This window comes from Streptomyces sp. SDr-06 (assembly GCF_003324565.1).
In the GTDB taxonomy this organism is placed as follows: domain Bacteria; phylum Actinomycetota; class Actinomycetes; order Streptomycetales; family Streptomycetaceae; genus Streptomyces.
On the sequence record NZ_QOLA01000020.1, the window covers coordinates 24266 to 40913 of the forward strand.

Genomic DNA, 16648 nt, shown 5'->3' on the forward strand with positions numbered 1-16648 from the left:
CCCGGGTCTCAAGCGGGCCGGGAGAGTTCTAGGAGCTCCATCAGCCCCGCTGCTCCCACGAAGGCAAGAGGGCTCGTGTTCGGGCTGAAGGCTTGACTCCGGCGCGGGACCAATCCTTCGCCCAGCTTGGCGCGTTCCGCCGTCGCGGTTTCGGCGAGCCAGGCCACCTCCTCAGAGGTCCAGTGCCGGCGGAGGTCCTCGATCGCGGCCATCAGCGCGGGGATTCCCCACACGATGAACGTGAACCGGTGTGTTCCTGTGGAGACCTCGATCTGCCTCCTGATACCCCAAGAGGTGTCGCGCACCGCGGAGATGGCGGGCAGGAAGATGCTGAACCGCCCGGTGGCGCGATTGAAGAAATGTGAGCAGAAGACGAGCCGGTAGTTGGTCACGTGCAGCTGGCCGCCGATCGCCTCCGACCCGTGCATTCCGATCATCCACATCGCCTGATCGTGGGAGAAGCGCGTAAGTCCGGCCTCGGCAACACGCACCACGGCGTTCGCCTTCTTGACGAGTCGCACCTCCTCGCCTGTCAGGAGGCTGCTCGAGCGGAGTGCCATGCCCATCGTTCCCCCTGGTCCGCGCACGGTCTCGGACGCTCATCCTGCCCGCTGGGTCCGGGACCATCAACATCTCATCCATCAGCGCTCAGCCGGGCGGGGCCAGCCTGGTCGGAGCGATGGCCGGTGCCGCTATTGGAGCCGATTGCCCTGCTGGACGGCCGCGCCGTCGCGCGGCGGGCCGGACGGTCGGTGGCACAAGAGCTGCGTGGGAGGTCACTGATCGGAGGAGTCGGTCTCAACCACCCGGAAACGTTGGGCAACAACGAGCGTGTCACCGTCAATGGCGGGCGTGCGGCCCAGATATGCGTTTACTCCCTGGCTCTGGAAGAACTCCTCGTGGGCCGATTTCCACTCGGCCGCATCGGAATAACCGCGCCCCTCTGCCCGCGCGAAGTCGTCGTCGACGTCCTTCATGGGGACGACCCGCACGTCGACGAGTTCGATCGTCACATCTCGCCGACCCGCTGAATCGAGCACCGAGTACCTCTGACCGACCTGCGGTACTGGTTCTCCAGCGTGCTCGTAGATCTCCAGAAGGCCCGTGAGCGCGGTCTTCTCACCGCTGCGAATCGCGGCCAGACCGCGGTCACGTTCCGGACCCGGGAAGGCGAGTTCAAGCGTCGGAAGATCGTCATGTCCCATCGGGTGAGCGTACGAAGCCCGGCCGCGTTGATCAAGGCCGTCGCGCCCGCCGCGCGCTGCCAGTGACGCAAGCGCGCGGCGGGCAAGTACGAGCAAGACCACAGCGGGCAAGTACGAGCAAGACATCACATGGGGTCGCCGACTCAACTCGCCCCGCTGGGCCGGGCCCGACGGCGTCCGGGCCGGTGCTGGGCGACTCCGGACGGGATGGCGGGTTGACCTTCGAAAGTTCACTGTTCATGCACTGAGACCCACGTATCCAAGGGCATTGTTTTTGGCCAGCAGGGGTCTCGAAGGCGGCACTCGATTTGGCGCTGTGTCAACTGTGTTCCATGATGTGGACCAGCGGGGGGCGGGGGGTCGATGCTGCCCGGGGTGCGTCAACAGCGCGTGCCCCAAGGAATGTTGAACGGTGAAGCAGGTGGGTCTGGGGGCGACCCGGTCTGCTGGCTCACCATCCCCGCGCCTTCTTCTGTCTCCACCTCTCTTTAGGAAAACGCCGCATGCCCGTCCATCAGGTTTCGGACCTCATACGCTTCGCCCGCGACCACTCTCCTTTCTACGCGGATCTCTACGCGGACCTGCCGCCCGAGGTCGACCGCCTCACCGACCTTCCGGTGGTGGACCAGGCCGCGTTCTGGGCTGCCAACACCCTGCGCGACAACCGTGTCCTGACCGCTCCGCTCGGCGAGGCCGTCGTGTTCAAGACCGGTGGCACCACGGGCGCGCCGAAGTTCTCCTGCTACACCCGCGAGGAGTGGCAGGAGTTCGTCACCGCCTTCGGTGCCGGGCTCGTCGACGCGGGTCTGCGCCCCGGGCACCGAGTGGCCGACCTCTTCTACGCCGGTGAGCTCTACGCCAGCTTCCTGTTCATCCTGGACTCGCTCGCGCACGCTCCCGTCGCCAACGTACGGCTGCCCATCGGCGGCGGCGCTCCGCTCGAGTCGACGGTTCCCACCCTTGAGGACTTCGCCGCGCAGGTCGTGGCGGGCACCCCCACCACGCTGTGCCGGCTCGCCGAGCACCTGGTGTCCCTGGGCCGTCAACTGCCCGCCGTGGAGCTGCTGTTCTTCGGCGGCGAGGCTCTCTTCGACGACCAGCGCCGACTGCTCGCGGCCGCCTTCCCCAACGCCGAACCCCGCTCGCTCGGCTACGCCAGCGTGGACGGCGGCCTCCTCGGCCGGCCGGTGCCGGGCCCGGATCCGCGCACCCACCGCGCGTTCACCCCGCACACCGTCGTCGAGATCCTCGACGAGACGACCGGCGAGCCGATCCGTGATACCGGCCGGGCCGGACGCGTCGTCGTCACCCAGCTCTTCCGGCGCCTCATGCCGGTCATCCGCTACCCCGCCGGGGACCGCGCGGAGTGGACCGACGTCGAAGGCGGAGTCTTCCGCATCCTCGGCCGCGCCGAGGAAGGCGTGCGCGTGGGCCCCGTCTCGCTGTACGCGCAGGACGCCCAGGCAGCCGTCGCCGAGGCCGACACCGAAGGCCGCGTCATGGGCATGCAACTCGTCGTACGCCGCTGGGAGGGCCGCGACGGACTCGTGCTGCGCCTGGCCACCGCCCCCGGCGACGACGACCCGGCCGGCCTTGAAGTGCTCGCCAAGGCCGTGGTCACCGAGCTGAACGACGCCCGCCCGCTCTACCCGGACAGCGTCGCCGCCGGGTTCGTCCACCCGCTCCGCGTCGAATGGGCGCGCCACCGCGACCTGGTGGTCAACCCCCGCTCCGGCAAGCTCGTCCGCGTGATCGACGAGAGGCCGACCGCATGACCACCCCGACGATCACCGGCCGCCGCCTCCCGCTCGTCCTGCGCAACCGCGCCTTCGGCGCCGTATGGCTGGGCCAGGTGTGCACCCAGGCCGCGGTGCGCATGTTCCAGGTGGGCATCTCCTGGTGGCTCATCGCCTACGCCGCGTCCAGCGCGGGCGGCCTCGCCTCAGGGCTGTTCATGGCGGTCAGCACCCTGCCCGCCGTCGCGCTGGCGCCCCTGGTCGCCCGCACCATCGCCCGCTGGGCCCACCGTTCGCTGCTGCGCGCCGCCGCGGGGGGCGCGGGAGCCGTCGCGACAGCTCTGGCGATCTGGGCCTGCGCGAGCGACCTGCCCATCGCGGCGGCGTATGCGGCGACCCTCGCCCTCGCCACCTGCCAGGCGTTCTTCGACCCCTGCCTGACCACCTCCGTGCCCGAGCTCGTGGACGACGAGGACATCGAGGCCGCGACCGGCTTCGAACTGTCCACCCAGTCCCTGGCGAGCCTGGGCGGCGCCCTGCTCGGCGCCCTCATCGTGGACAAGGCCGGGGTGGCCGGACTCGCCGTCGGCTGCGCCGCCGCTTATGCGGCCGCCGCACTGCTCATCACGACCGCACGCTTCCGTACGGCCGATTCCACCGCCGACGCCGCAGCCGAGGGGGCCGGGGGAGTGGCAGCGCGGCGGACGCTGCGTCAGATCCTGGGCGCGCTGCCCCAGGTGCGCGCGATCCTGCTCTGCTTCGCCGCGGCCAACCTCTTCACCACCGCCGTCTTCGTCGTGATGCCGCTGTACACGGCCTCGGTGCTGCACGGCGACGGCAGCACGGTGGCGCTCCTGGAGGGATCGCTCGGCGCGGGCACGCTCATCGGCTCGTTCACCGGCGCGCGCGTACCGGGGCGGCCCACCGTGGTCGGCTCCCTCTGCCTCGCCATGATGGCCTTCGTCCTCGCCGTGCCCGGCCTGGTCGCCGCGCGGCCGGTCATCGCCGGCTCGCTGCTGGTGACCGGCTGGTGTGTGGGGGTGATCGGCGTCCGCTTCGTGGCCCTGTTCCAGCGGCTCGTACCCGCTGCCGACAAGCCCGCGTTCTTCGCTGTCATGCAGGCCGTTCTCGGCGCGACCTTCCCGCTCGCCTCGCTGCTCTTCGGCCTCCTCGGCGACCACCTGTCCGCCCAGACGCTGTGCCTGATCCAGGCGGCCGGGCTGCTGCCCGCGGCCGTCTTCCTGGGCCTGCTGGGCGACCGCCCGACGACGGCCACCGATTCTGACGACTCGTCAACTGGCGGCAGCAGCACGCCGGAACCGGCCGCCACCGGAGGCACGCGATGACCGCCACCATCGAGCGGGCCACCCCTGCCGACATCGCCGACCTGCGCCAGCTCTACTACGCCGTGTACGGGCCGCACTACCCCACCGCCCTCGGCACGGATCCCGCCGAGATGTCCCGGCTCATCCAGGACCCGCACACCCTCTGGCTCGTGGCCCGCTGCGCCCGCACCGGCGCGCTCGCCGGGTCGGCCGCGGTCCACGGCGAGGCGGGCAGCCGCATCGGCCGTCTCGAAGGGCTCGCCGTCCACCCCGACCAGCGCGGCTCGGGCCTCGCCGGACAGCTCACCGAGGCCCTGTGCGCCCGCACGCTGGGCGCGGGGAAGCTCGACTCGGTGTACGCCACGGTCCGCACGGTCAGCGCCGGACCGCAGCGCGTCGTGGCCCGCAACGGCTTCCGCCCGTTGGGCATCCTGCCCAACGCCGTGGATCTCAGCAGCCGCGAAAGCCTCGCGCTCTACGCGCGTCACTCCCCGGGCGTGTTCGACCGCCGCGTGCCCGTCGCCGAGGTGCCCGCCTCGCTCGCACCCCTGCTGCGCACCGTCGAGGACAGCCTCGGGATCAGCTACGCCGACACCCGGCCGACCGCGCCGCGGCCCGCGCCCGCCGGGGCAGTACCGGCTCCGCTGGAGATCGTCGAGGCTCCGGCGTTCGTCCGCCGCCGCTTCCACGAGCGCTTTCCCGAACCGGGCCGCTGGTTCTACCCGTTGCACACGCCCAACATCCTGCTCACCCCGGACGACGGCGATTTCGAGGTGTACGCGTACCTCAACCGCACCGGCGGGTACTGCGCGCTGGTCACCGCCCACCCCGACCCGGCGTTCGCCGCGGGCTGGCTGGAGTCGGTCACCCGGACCCTGACCCGGGCCGGTGCCGGATACGTCGAGGCGCTGGTGCCGCTGGAACACCACGCCGCGCTCTCGGCGTTCGGCGCCCAGGGCTTCATCGCCGGGGCGCTGTATCCCGCGATGCGCCGGGACGGCGACGGCTTCCACGACTACGTCGTGATGTCCCGGACCACCGAGCACATCGACTTCCGCGGTGTCGTCGTCGACCCACCGCTGCAACCCTTCCTCGATTCCTATGTGTCGGCCTGGGCGTCGACCTATCTGCCCTCCCGTGAGGTTGCCTCATGACCCCCTCGAACCCCCATCTCGCCCCCGTCGACGTCCCGGACGCCACGGCGCTGGCCCAGGTCCAGCAGCTCTGCGACCTGACCGAGCCCTACGCCTGCGGACCGGCCGAGGACGACCTGTTCGCCGCCGCCATGGCGCAGAGCAACGCCTGGCACCGCGAGCGCTCCCCGTTCTTCCGGAGCCTGTACGACGGTGAGCGACAGGACACGCCGTACGGTGCGCCGCTGGTGCACGCGAACTTCTTTAAGCGCCACGAGGTCCTCTCCATCCCCCAGGACGACGTCCATCTGCATCTGACCTCCTCGGGCACCACCGGCCAGAAGTCGCAGATGTTCTTCGACGAGTGGACCATCCGGTCCGCCCAGCGCATGGTCGCCCGCATCTTCGAGCGCAACGGCTGGATCACCCCCGACCAGCCGGTCAACTATCTGCTCTACAGCTACGAGCCCGCCCGCGACCTCAAGCTGGGCACCGCGTTCACCGACAACTACCTGTGCGACTTCGCTCCGGCCCGCCAGGTCGAGTACGCCCTGCGCGCCACCGGCAACGGGCACGAGTTCGACCCCTTCGGCTGTGTCGCCGCGCTGCGCCGCTTCGCCGAGGACGACGCTCCCGTACGCATCCTCGGCTTCCCCGCCTTCCTCTGGTTCACCCTGGAGCGGATGCGCGCGATGGGTCTGCCGCCGCTCCAACTCCCCGAGAACTCCCTGATCATCCTCGGCGGCGGCTGGAAGGGCCACACCGACCAGCAGATCGGCAAGCACGAGCTGTACGCCCGTGTCACCGAACAGCTCGGCATCCCCTCCGAGCGGATCCGCGACACCTTCGGCTCGGTGGAGCACTGCGTCCCGTACATCGAGTGCTCGCACCACAACCTCCACGCGCCCGTCTGGTCGCGGGTGTTCATCCGCTCCACCCGCACCCTGGAGCCCCTCGGGTACGGAGAGCGGGGCTACCTGCACCTGGTGTCCCCGTACATCACCTCCGTGCCGGCGCAGAGCGTCGTCATGGGCGACCTCGCCTCGCTGCACCCGGGCGAGGAGTGCGGCTGCGAACTGGACACCGACTGGTTCACCATCCACGGGCGTGCCGGGGTGAGCCGCAACAAGAGCTGTGCCGTGGCCGCCGCCGAACTGATGAAGGGAATGTCATGACCGAGGCCGAGAACCGGACGAACCACCACTACTGGCAGGGCGCCTTCATCGGCGACGACGAGGCCGCACGGCGCCTCGCCACCCTGCCCGCCACCGTCGAGGCCGCGCTCGCCACCCCGCTGGACACCGAGACCGTCCTGGCCGCCTGCGACGCACTCGCGAACGCCCTGCGCGACCCCGGCCACCCCGTACGGGAACGGCTGGCTCCGCACCTGCCCGGCGACGCCGAGGAACTGCTCGCCGAGCTCGCCGCCTTCCTGGGCCGCGACGCGCTCACCCGCAAGCTCCGCCGCGAGCTGGGCGGCACCGCCCCGCAGCGGCTCAGCCGCCCCGACGCCAAGGAGACGGTGTACGAGGCGTGGGCGCCGGTCGGCCTGGTCGCCCACATCGCCCCTGGCAACGCGGCCACCGTCGCCCCGCTCAGCCTGATCGAGGGACTGCTCGCGGGCAACGTCAACATCCTCAAGACCAGCAGCGCCGACACTCTCCTCGCGCAGCACCTGCTGGCCGAGCTCGCCGCGTTCGACCCGAGCGGCGCCCTGGCCGAGCGGGTCATCGTGCTGCGCTTCTCCTCCTCGCGCGCCAACTGGCTGCGCCTGATGTGTGCCCCGGCCGATGCCGTTGCCGTGTGGGGAGGCGAGGCGGCTGTGGAGGGGGTGGCCGCCCATGTCCCGGCCGGCTGCCGTCTGGTGGAGTGGGGACACAAGATCTCCTTCGCGTACCTGACCCGGGACGCGTGGGCCGACGAGGCGACCCTGAACGCGCTGGCCGAGGACATCTGCGTCTTCGAGCAGCAGGCGTGCTCAAGCCCCCAGGTCGTCTACCTCGACACCGAGGAACCGGACGATCTGTACGCCGTCGCCGACCGCCTCACCCTCGCGCTGGCCGCTCAACCGGCGCCCGTGGAGAGCGAGTTGGACCCGGCCGAGTACGCCGAGCTCACCACCACCGAGCACCTCGCCCGCCTGGAGGAACACCTCGGTCTGACCCGCGTCCTGGCCGCCCCCGACGGCAGCTGGCGCGTCATGGCCGACACGCGCCCCGCACTCACCGCGTCCCCGCTGCACCGCAGCGTCTGGGTCAAGCCGCTGCCGCGCAAGAACGTCATCGCCACGCTGCGGCCCATGCGCCGGTATCTGCAGACCGCGGGGATCGCGGGCAGCCGCGCCGACATCGCCGAACTCTCGACTGCCGTCCTGGCCGCCGGCGCCACCCGGGTCACCCCGGTCGGCGCCATGACCTCCGGCTATGTGGGCGAGCCGCACGACGGTGTGTACGCCCTGCAGCGCTACAGCCGCCGCGTCGCCGTCCAGGCCGACGCCCGCTTCTCCACCACCGCGTGCCTTGACGACCTCCTGCGGCAGCCCGCCTTCCCCGCACCGACCGGGCCGCTGCTCGACAAGGCCGCCGTCCAGGAACTCAACCGGGATGTCGAACGGCGCGATGCCGAGCTGTACTTCCGCAGCGGAGGCAGCACCGGCACGCCCGCCCTGTCCCTGTTCAGCTATGACGACTACGACGCGCAGATGCACGCCGCCGCCCGCGGCCTGCTCGCGGCGGGCTACGACCCAGCCCTGGACCGCACCGCCAACCTCTTCTACTGCGGCGGCATGTACGGCGGGTTCATCAGCTTCTTCTCCATCCTCGAACGCCTCGGCGGCGTGCAGATGCCGATGGCCGCCGGAGCCGACCACCGCGCCACCGCCGAGATGATCGTCGCGTACGAGGTCGACACCCTCTTCGGCATGCCCTCCTACCTGTGGCAGCTCCTGCACGAAGAAGCGGACCTGCTGCGCTCCTACGGCGGCATACGCAAGATCTTCTACGGGGGCGAGCACTTCACCGAGGAGCAGCGCCGCACCCTCACCGAGACCTTCGGCATCGAGGTCGTCCACTCCATCACCTACGGCAGCACCGACCTGGGCCCGCTCGGCTACCAGTGCGTCGAGAGCGGCGGCAGCGTCCACCACCTCCACGCCGACCTGCACACCCTGGAGATCGTCGCCGTCGACGCCGACCGCCCGGTGGCGCCGGGGGAGACCGGCCGGCTCGTCTTCACCACCCGGGCCCGCCGAGGACAGCACCTCGACCGCTACGTCATCGGCGACCTCGGTCGCCTCCTGACCGGCGACTGCCCCTGCGGCAACCGCTCCCCACGCTTCGAACTGCTCGGCCGTCTCGGCGAAGTGATGCGTGTGGCGACGTACTTCCTCAACTACCGGCGGCTCGTGGGCATCGCAGAGGAGCGCCTGCGTTACAGCGGCGAGCTCCAGGCCGTCCTGACGGCGGGGTCCGCCAGGGAATGCCTGACCCTCCGCATGGAGCGCTCCCTGGCCCCCGACCCGGAGGTGGCGCGCGCCGCGTTCCTCGCCGAGTACCCGGAGGTCCGCTCGGCCGTGGACGAAGGGCTGCTGGACTTCGCGGTGGAGGTGCGGGACGGGGCCGATCTGGACCGTACGGCGACGAGCGGGAAGCTGCGGGCGGTGGTGGACCGCAGGCGGTAGGCACGCGTGCCCAGGGCTGACAGCCCTGGGCGCCGTTGCCCGCACGTGGGGGGCGGCGGGCGGCGGTCGCCAGTGCACCGTGGCGTGGCCCGACCCCCGTCCGGGCCCCGCCGTGGTGCGTACGCATCTTTTCGGTTGCGCGCATTCAGCGGTAGCTTTCGACATGCACGCGCAAAAGCCCTGATGGGGACGTCAAGCGCACAGGGGGCCAACCTTGATACGGATTCACCTGGGATCCGAGGGACTGGGCCGCGTCCGGGTCTGCTCCCTCCCGGACTTCGGTGCCGAACTGACGGCAGCCGGTGGGGCCCACGCCCGCGGCAGGCTCCCTCAGGGGCCGCTGGCGCAGCTCTACTCGCGCAGCCTCCAGCCGGACCTCGCCGAGGGCGTCAGCAGCCTGTACCTTGCCGACCTGTTCGCCCGCCGCAGCCCCACGCCCTTCACCAAAGCCCTGGCCGAGGGCGACGAGCGGGCCCGCGGCGTCCTGGCGAACGCCATCGACCAGCTGCGCGGCACGGCGATTGAGCCGCATCGCTCAGGCATCCGGTCCGCGGTCGCGACCCGGGCCGCCGATCTGTCCCAGATCTATGTCGGCGGCGGCGCGTCGGTGATGCTCAAGGAACTCGGACACGGTATCCGGTTCCGCCGCGGTGTCCTGGAACTACCGACGGTCTTCGACGCCGACCTCGAACTCGGTCAGGGCTCGCTGCACATCCAGGCGGTGGCCCTCAGCAGGCGGGTCACCCTGGCCGAGCCCGAGAGCGGGGACCTGACCGTCCGGATCCCCGCGGGATCTGCCCCGCGAACCGAACCGGGGCACACGGCGGCGCTTCGGTCCCTGCTCGGCACCGGTAGGGCGGAGGCACTCGAAGGCATCGTCACGTCGGGGGGTGTCACAGGGCGGCAACTGGCCGCGCTGCTCGGTGTGTCCAACGCCGCGGCCAGTCGACACGCCTCCGTCCTGCGCCGCGCCGGTCTGATCCGAACCCTGCGCAGAGGACAGGCCGTCCAGCATGTCGCGACACCGCTGGGCTACCGCTTGGCGCAGCCGGAGTCACCCAACGGGCTGTGATCGGGAGACTTCCCGGCGGGCAGGGCCCGGGCGGCCGCGGTCAGCGCTTGGTGCCGCAGGACGGGCAGAAGACCGAGTGGTCCGGGACCACGGCTTGACAGGAGGCGCAGTGCGTCGGCTGGGCGAGGCGGTGGCCGCAGCCGCCACAGAACGCCGCGCCGCGGGTCTCGGCCCGGCACTGCGGGCACACCAGCTGCCGTGCGGTGGTGGGATCGTAGGCCTCCCCCTGGACCCGCCCCTGGGCGTAGGCCTGGCCTGACGCCATGTCGTTGATGCCCTGCCTCCGAGCCGCCTCGGCCTCCGCCGCCGTGTCGGGGGCGCAGTGCAGACACAGGCCGTGCTCCGGATTCCAGCAGCGGCCGCACACGTAACTGCTGCACCGTCCGCAGCGGTTGAAGTGGCCCCGCGCCGTGTCGACCGCCCTTTGGAAGGCCGCGTCGCGGGCGCCGCCCCAGCTGGCGCCCGCGAGCCCGTCGGCGGCGCTCGACACGCCGTTGCCCGCCCGCCCGCCGATCACGCTCCAGGCGGCGGTGACCCCTCGGGACAGCCAGCCCGCCATGCGGCCCGCGGTGAAGTTCTCGAACGGCGACCGCCAGGTGTCGAAGCAGCGCGAGCAGTGGAACTCGAACTGGAAGCCCGCTCCGGTGCCGTGCTGCTCGCACAGGTCACGGTAGTTGTTGGAGAAGTAGATCTCGGAACTCATGGCACTCGCCCCCCGAGTGGTCGTGACCGGACCCGCTGTGAGACGCGGGGGCGCGGGCTCTGGTTTCACCGCGCCCGCTCTCCCACGGGGAACCGTCATCGGACGACCAAATCGTTGCAGGGCCGGGCGAGTTCTGTCACGCGATGTACTGATGCGCCGCTGAACGGGTCGTCGGCGGGGGCGGTGCACGGCGCGGTCGTGCGCGCCAGCACAGCGGCAATTCCCCAAAGAGCGCAGGGAAACTCGAAAGGGGGGTAGGGCGGTCTGTCGGTCGCGCGCTCGCAAGCCTATTCGGCAGAAAAATCGGCGCAGTGCTCTCTCATGATTCCATGTGTCTGCTCATGAATCCGCATGGTCACGGCCGCCGTGCCAAGAAGTGTCATCGAAGGATTTCACCGCGTCAATGGTGCTGTCAGAGCTGCGCTGTTCGTGCCCGGCCGATCCGGTGCCCCGTGCTCGAAAGGGCAATTTCTGTTGCCCTCGGCACTGCTCCACTGGGCGACGGGTCCAGAACGCGAATGTCTGGAACCGGCCACACGGACCCCGGGGCCGGTCCCGGCGGACAAGTGTCCCTCCGGAACCGGCCCTTCAGTCGGTCTGGATCAGCAGAGCGCGCAGGTGGTGCAGGTGCGGAAGCAGGACTCCCCGCCGGAAATGGCGCCCGTGCCGCTCTCGGACTCGACGTCCTGGAGGGCGGTCTCGGTGAGGTCGATGTCGAAGAGGTCCGTCATGTTTTCGGACATGGAAATTCCTCCCTGTGGATCCTGTTGATTCGCCGCCATTCGGCGACTTGAGCGGAATCTAGGCAGGCACCGAAACCGAAGTCAAGGGGTTACGGGCGAGGTGCATCCTGGTTAGTGTGGCGGCATTACCGGGGTGAGAAACCGGGAATTATTGAGTCCGTTTCATGGGGCATCGAGTAAGGGGGCGTGGCAGAGATGCGGCGTGGCCAAGGCGTGGATCCGGTGTTTCGGTGCGCGGATGGAGTGCTGCTGAGGGCGCCGATTCTGGCCCGGTCGAGCGTCCGCGCCACCTGGCGGGACGGGGTGCGGGACCGGCCGGAGGCGACCGGCGCGGAGCCCGATGAACTCCGCGCCCACCTGGGGGAGATGCTCGCCGACGCACGGTTCCGGGAGGCGCTGGAGGTCTCCAGCCCCTCGCTCGCCCGCACCGTCGACGCGGTCCTCGCGGACACGGCGGTGGCCGCCTCCGATCTCCGCAAGGCCCATCGGGCCGTGACCCGCTATCTGCTCAGGGCCTCCTCGCGGCCCACCCCGTTCGGCCTGCTCGCGGGGGTGCTGTGGGGCTCGTTCGGCGCGGCCACCAAGGGAGAGCTCACCGGCGGGGGGCACCGGGCGGTGCGTCCCGACGCCGGCTGGCTGGCGGGGCTGATCGCCGAGTGGGAGCGCGACCCCGCTGTCCACGTGGGGTTGAGCGTGGTGGCCAACGGCCTGTGCTTCGTGCGCGGCGGGCGCCTGGTCCTGCCGTTCGCCCCGGCCTCGACCGCCGTCGGCTCCGACACCTCCCCGGGGAGCAGCGGACCCACATCGCGGACGCTGCGCCACACGCCGGTGGTACGTGCCGTGGTCGAGGCAGCGGCCCGCCCTGTCCGCTGCGGTGACCTGATCCGGGACGTCGAAGCGCGCTTCCCCGGCGCGCCCGAAGGCGCCGTGGCGGGCCTCGTGGCGCAGCTGATCGGGGCCGAGGTGCTGCTGACGGAACTGCGCCCACCGCTGGACGCGCCCGATCCACTGGCCCACGTCGAGGCGCTGCTCCCGCCCGCCACGCCCGCCGCCCGGTGGATCGCCGACCTGCGCGCTTCTCTGGCCGAGTACCGTCACACCCCGCTCGGGGAGGGAAAAGCGGCCTGGCGCACGGCACTTGAGTGTGCGACGGGAGGCCCCGGCCCGGCCCCGAGCGGGGAGGCCACCGCAGGACGCTCGGGCCCGTCGGCACACGCCGTCCAAGTGGATCTGCGCCTTGAGGGCAGCGTGGTGCTCTCTCATGCGGTGGCCGAGGAGTTGGAGCGCGCGGGCACCGTGCTGTGGCGCCTGTCGCCCCCGGGCGAGGGCCGCCTGGCCGCCTACCACCAGGATTTCGTGGAACGGTACGGTCTCGGGCGCCATGTGTCCGTCAAGGAACTCCTCGATCCCGACATCGGCCTCGGCGCACCGGCCGGATACCGCCTGCCCCCGAGTCACCGCCCCGTTCCGGGACCCGCCTCCCTCGGCGCCGTACGCCGGCGTCTGCTGCTGGGCCTCGCGGCGGAGGCCCAGGCGCGCGGAGCGCGCGAGGTCGTCCTGGACGAGAACCTGCTGAGCCGATTCGAGGCGGCAGACCGGGACGAGTCCACCGACACCGTGCGGCCGCCCGCCCTCGAACTCGTCGTACGCGTGGCCGCGGAGTCCGCCGCCGCGGTGGACCGGGGCGACTTCACGCTCGTACTGGGCGGCGCGGCCACCGCCTCCGGCGGTCTCATGGGCCGCTTCGCCCACCTCTTCCCGCCCGCGCAGACCGAGGAGATGCGGCGCACCGTGCGAGCCGCGCGCGAGAGCACCGGACGGCTGCCCGTCCAGGTCCACCACCAGGCCTCGCACCACCGGCACGCCAATGTCGCCAAGGTGCCGACCTGGCTGGAGGGTCGCCTGGTCGTCGGCGCCCACCCCGGCCCCGCCGCGCCGGGCGTCACGGACCTCACGCTCGACGACATCGCGGTCTGCGCCGACTCCGAGGGCTTCCGCATCGTCTCCATGGAACTCGGGCGCGAGCTGGCCCCGTCGGCGCTCCACGTGCTCAACCGCGAACTGGCCGCGCCCAACGCGGTGCGCTTCCTCGTCGAAGCCGCGGCGTTCAGTCGCAGACAGGTGCGGCTGTGGGAGTGGGGTCCCGCGGAAGACCTGCCGTTCTTGCCCGCCGTACGCACCGGCCGCACCGTCCTGAGCCCGGCCCGCTGGCGACTGGACGCGGCCGGTCCGCCCCTCGGCGAGTGGCGGACCCTGTGGCAGGTGCCCGACCATGTCCAGCTCACCATCGGCGACCACCGCATTCCGCTCAACCTCGCCGTCCCGGCGCACCAGGAGATCCTGCGCCGGGAGTGCGAGCGTGCGGGCGTGGCCGTGGTGCACGAGCTGCCCCTGGATCACGCCACGGACAGCGGCTGGCTCCATGGTCCCGGCGGCGCCCATGAGGTCGAGGCCGTGGTCACCCTGATGCCCCGTCAGCCAGCTCCCGCGGCACCCGTACGCACCGCCCGCCCGGCGGTGCGGCGCGGCACCGGCGAAATCCCGCCCGGCGGTCCCTGGCTGTACGCGACCCTCTACTCCTCCGCGGAACGCCAGGACGAGCTCCTGACCGGGCCGTTGCGCCACTTCCTGAGCGAGCTGCAGACCCCGCCCGTCGGACCAGGAGGCGTAGATCGCTGGTTCTTCATCCGGTACGCGGATCCGGACCCGCATCTGCGGCTGCGGCTGCACGGCGACCCGGCGTTGCTGAACGGCGTCGTCCTGCCCCGCCTGCACGACCTGGCCGGACAACTTTCCGCAGACGGTATGGCCCGGGGCCTGCGCCTGGACAGCTACGCACCCGAGACCGAGCGCTACGGCGGCCCGGCGCTGCTCGACGCGGCCGAGGCGGTCTTCCACGCCGACAGCCAGCTGGTGCTGGAGCGGCTGGCGGCCCCCACGCACGACCCGATCCTGTCCACCGCGTACGACGTGACCGAGCTGGTGCGGGCCTTTCACCGGGGCTACGGCGGCGACTGGCGGCGCCGGCTCACCGCGACGTACCCCAAGCGGGAGCAGCACCACAAGGCGTTCGCGGCGCGCCGGCGGGAAGCGCTCGCCCGGATCACCCCGGACGGTCTGCTGGACCCGGTGGCGCAGCCACACCATGCGGCGCTGGAGGGCTTCGGACGGCACGTGCGAGCGGAGGAGCGGCGGGGCACGCTGAGCGTCTCCCCGGACGCGGTGCTCGCCTCCCTCGTCCACATGCACTGCAACCGCCGCCTGGGCACGGACCGCACGGCCGAGGCACAGGCCCTGGCCGTGGCCCGTGGCGCGGTCCAGGCGCACCTCGACCGGGAAAGGGCCCGAGCATGACCGAGAACCTCGTCGCGAGCCTCGCCGAGCGCCTGGCCGATCCCGTCGCACTGGCCGCGCGCGTGATGGCCGCCGAGACGCCCGAGCTGGCCGAGACCCGCTCCCTGTGGCATCCCCAGTCCCTCGCGGACGGCCACGCAGGAGTGGGACTGCTCTTCGCGGCACTGGCCCACGACGAACCCGAGTACGCGAAGGCCGCGCACGCCCATCTGACAGCGGCGGTCACCGGGGTCCGCCGGCCCGCGCGGGAGGGGCTGTACGCGGGGCTGCCCGCCGTCGCCTTCGCCGCCCGGACCGCCATCACCCGGCCGGGCGAGTACGCGGCCCTGCTCGCCCAACTGGACACCCAGGCAGCCCTGTTGGCGCGCAGGCTGGTCGAGGAGGACGCGCCCCGGGTCGCGGCGGGGACGGCCGGGGCGCGGATGTCCGGCTACGACGTGGTGGCCGGGCTCTCCGGCCTCGGCCGTCTGCTCCTGGCAGCCGGGCCCGAACACCGGAGCACCACGGAACTGCTCCTCGCGCACCTCGTGGCGCTCACCCGCCCGGTCACGGTGCCGGACGGCCGGCTCGTGCCGGGCTGGTGGACCGGCGACCCCATCCTGATCAGCGAACCGGACGGGCTCCCCGGCGGCCACTTCAACGTCGGCCTCGCGCACGGCATACCGGGCCCGCTCGCGCTGCTGTCCCTCGCCCACCGTGCGGGCGTGCGGGTGCCGGGCCAGGAGCAGGCCATCCGTACCATCGCGGAATGGCTGCTCGCCCGCCGCAGCCCCGACGGCACCGGCTGGCCCAACGTCGTCCCGCTGCTGGCCGAGGTGGAAGCCGCGTCCGGCACGCGCCCGGACCTGGCCGAGGCCCGCACCGGCTGGTGCTATGGCACGCCCGGCGTGGCCCGCGCCCTGCAACTGGCCGCCCTGGCGCTGAAGGAGCCCGAATGGAACCGCCAGGCGGTGGCCGCGGTGGCCGCCGTCTGCGACCGGCCGGGCGGAGCCGCAGCCTTCGGCGATCCCACGCTCTGCCACGGCCTGGCGGGGTTCACCACGATCGTGACGTTGATGTCCCGCGAACCCGGCGGAGCCGAACTGATCGTGCACATACCGAAGTTGTCCCAGCTCCTGGCGAGTGCCGCCGAACTGGCGCACCCCTTCCTCTGGCCCGCCTCGTCCACCGCCAGTGCTGCCGTTGTGCACCGCCCCGGCTTCCTCGACGGCGCGGCAGGTGCCGCACTCGCCCTGGACTTCGCGACGAACCCGGAGGCGCAGCTCGGCGAACTGCCGTGGCAGGCGGCGCTGCTGCTCTGCTGAGGGCCGGAGAGCGGGGCCCCTGGTGCCGCGGGTCACGCCGGAGCAAGGGCCCTTCCCGCAGTCACAGGAAGTAGCGGTATCACCTGAGCGGGACTATGTGCCCTCCTGCCGGTGCAACGACGTTCCCTCCGCATTCAACTGCGCTGCTACGATTGCAATATGACGGGACGTCAGATATATCGGGACGTCATGGAAGCGCGGAAGGACCGTGGGGAATCGGGACGAGCGGGAGCGGTGCGGCGGCACGCGACGGGGCGGAAGGCGCCCTGGCAGCCGCTCCTCGCTATCGGTAGGGTCGACCCCCGCGTGATCCCGCGCCCCGCACTTCCCGGCACCGGCATGACCCGTACCAGCGCATGTCCCCCGCACCGGCAGCGCACCTCCCCGTTCCCCA

12 protein-coding genes are annotated in these 16648 nt (G+C 71.7%); 8 read left to right on the forward strand and 4 right to left on the reverse strand.

Translation table 11 applies throughout. From position 1 onward, the window contains the following. Positions 1-8: 8 nt before the first annotated feature. Together DT019_RS30275 and DT019_RS30280 are read right to left on the reverse strand one after the other, a co-directional pair. Positions 9-566 (reverse strand): hypothetical protein, encoded by a 558-nt coding sequence (locus DT019_RS30275; RefSeq protein WP_114040150.1) that lies wholly within the window; start codon positions 564-566, stop codon positions 9-11. 210 nt (positions 567-776) lie between these two features. Further along, positions 777-1205 (reverse strand): ASCH domain-containing protein, encoded by a 429-nt coding sequence (locus DT019_RS30280; RefSeq protein WP_114040151.1) that lies wholly within the window; start codon positions 1203-1205, stop codon positions 777-779. 503 nt (positions 1206-1708) lie between these two features. On the opposite strand from DT019_RS30280, the gene DT019_RS30285 reads away from it, so the two are divergent. The 6 genes from DT019_RS30285 (at position 1709) to DT019_RS30310 (ending at position 10150) form a co-directional block, all read left to right on the forward strand. Further along, positions 1709-2980 carry a phenylacetate--CoA ligase family protein gene (locus DT019_RS30285; protein ID WP_114040152.1) on the forward strand — a complete coding sequence of 424 codons (1272 nt, stop codon included), beginning with the start codon at positions 1709-1711 and terminating at the stop codon, positions 2978-2980. Then, on the forward strand, positions 2977-4287 hold the full coding sequence (locus DT019_RS30290) for an MFS transporter (protein ID WP_114040153.1): 1311 nt from the start codon (positions 2977-2979) through the stop codon (positions 4285-4287). Before DT019_RS30285 ends, DT019_RS30290 begins: the two co-directional genes overlap by 4 nt. Next, on the forward strand, positions 4284-5420 hold the full coding sequence (locus DT019_RS30295; protein ID WP_114040154.1) for a GNAT family N-acetyltransferase: 1137 nt from the start codon (positions 4284-4286) through the stop codon (positions 5418-5420). The genes DT019_RS30290 and DT019_RS30295 overlap by 4 nt, the downstream gene beginning before the upstream one ends. Further along, a complete protein-coding gene (locus tag DT019_RS30300; RefSeq protein ID WP_114040155.1) occupies positions 5417-6574 on the forward strand; it encodes an acyl-protein synthase in 1158 nt (385 codons plus the stop codon). The genes DT019_RS30295 and DT019_RS30300 overlap by 4 nt, the downstream gene beginning before the upstream one ends. After that, positions 6571-9078 (forward strand): acyl-CoA reductase, encoded by a 2508-nt coding sequence (locus tag DT019_RS30305; RefSeq protein WP_189390065.1) that lies wholly within the window; start codon positions 6571-6573, stop codon positions 9076-9078. Before DT019_RS30300 ends, DT019_RS30305 begins: the two co-directional genes overlap by 4 nt. 214 nt (positions 9079-9292) lie before the next feature. Continuing rightward, a complete protein-coding gene (locus DT019_RS30310; protein WP_114040156.1) occupies positions 9293-10150 on the forward strand; it encodes an ArsR/SmtB family transcription factor in 858 nt (285 codons plus the stop codon). A 40-nt stretch (positions 10151-10190) separates the two neighbouring features. Here the strand turns inward: DT019_RS30310 and DT019_RS30315 are convergent, their stop codons facing one another. Together DT019_RS30315 and DT019_RS39860 are read right to left on the reverse strand one after the other, a co-directional pair. Beyond that, positions 10191-10853 carry a zinc ribbon domain-containing protein gene (locus DT019_RS30315; protein ID WP_114040157.1) on the reverse strand — a complete coding sequence of 221 codons (663 nt, stop codon included), beginning with the start codon at positions 10851-10853 and terminating at the stop codon, positions 10191-10193. A 602-nt stretch (positions 10854-11455) separates the two neighbouring features. Continuing rightward, positions 11456-11596, reverse strand: coding sequence for a hypothetical protein (locus DT019_RS39860; protein ID WP_189390067.1), 141 nt, complete (start codon positions 11594-11596; stop codon positions 11456-11458). Between the two features lie 243 nt (positions 11597-11839). Here DT019_RS39860 and DT019_RS30320 point away from each other — a divergent pair, with 243 nt between their 5' ends. Together DT019_RS30320 and DT019_RS30325 are read left to right on the forward strand one after the other, a co-directional pair. Further along, positions 11840-14950: a lantibiotic dehydratase gene (locus tag DT019_RS30320; RefSeq protein ID WP_189390069.1), complete on the forward strand. Its 3111-nt coding sequence runs from the start codon at positions 11840-11842 to the stop codon at positions 14948-14950. After that, complete coding sequence (locus DT019_RS30325) at positions 14947-16254, forward strand: lanthionine synthetase C family protein (RefSeq protein ID WP_114040159.1); 1308 nt, start codon at positions 14947-14949, stop codon at positions 16252-16254. Before DT019_RS30320 ends, DT019_RS30325 begins: the two co-directional genes overlap by 4 nt. The last annotated feature ends 394 nt before the right edge of the window (positions 16255-16648 follow it).

Bases quoted from the DNA above. Each gene is read 5' to 3' on its own strand.
- DT019_RS30325 (WP_114040159.1), top strand. From the start codon at position 14,947: ATGACCGAGAACCTCGTCGCGAGCCTCGCCGAGCGCCTGGCCGATCCC.
- DT019_RS30280 (WP_114040151.1), bottom strand. From the start codon at position 1,205: ATGGGACATGACGATCTTCCGACGCTTGAACTCGCCTTCCCGGGTCCG.
- DT019_RS30305 (WP_189390065.1), top strand. From the start codon at position 6,571: ATGACCGAGGCCGAGAACCGGACGAACCACCACTACTGGCAGGGCGCC.
- DT019_RS30315 (WP_114040157.1), bottom strand. From the start codon at position 10,853: ATGAGTTCCGAGATCTACTTCTCCAACAACTACCGTGACCTGTGCGAG.
- DT019_RS30290 (WP_114040153.1), top strand. From the start codon at position 2,977: ATGACCACCCCGACGATCACCGGCCGCCGCCTCCCGCTCGTCCTGCGC.
- DT019_RS30295 (WP_114040154.1), top strand. From the start codon at position 4,284: ATGACCGCCACCATCGAGCGGGCCACCCCTGCCGACATCGCCGACCTG.
- DT019_RS39860 (WP_189390067.1), bottom strand. From the start codon at position 11,596: ATGTCCGAAAACATGACGGACCTCTTCGACATCGACCTCACCGAGACC.
- DT019_RS30275 (WP_114040150.1), bottom strand. From the start codon at position 566: ATGGGCATGGCACTCCGCTCGAGCAGCCTCCTGACAGGCGAGGAGGTG.
- DT019_RS30300 (WP_114040155.1), top strand. From the start codon at position 5,417: ATGACCCCCTCGAACCCCCATCTCGCCCCCGTCGACGTCCCGGACGCC.
- DT019_RS30285 (WP_114040152.1), top strand. From the start codon at position 1,709: ATGCCCGTCCATCAGGTTTCGGACCTCATACGCTTCGCCCGCGACCAC.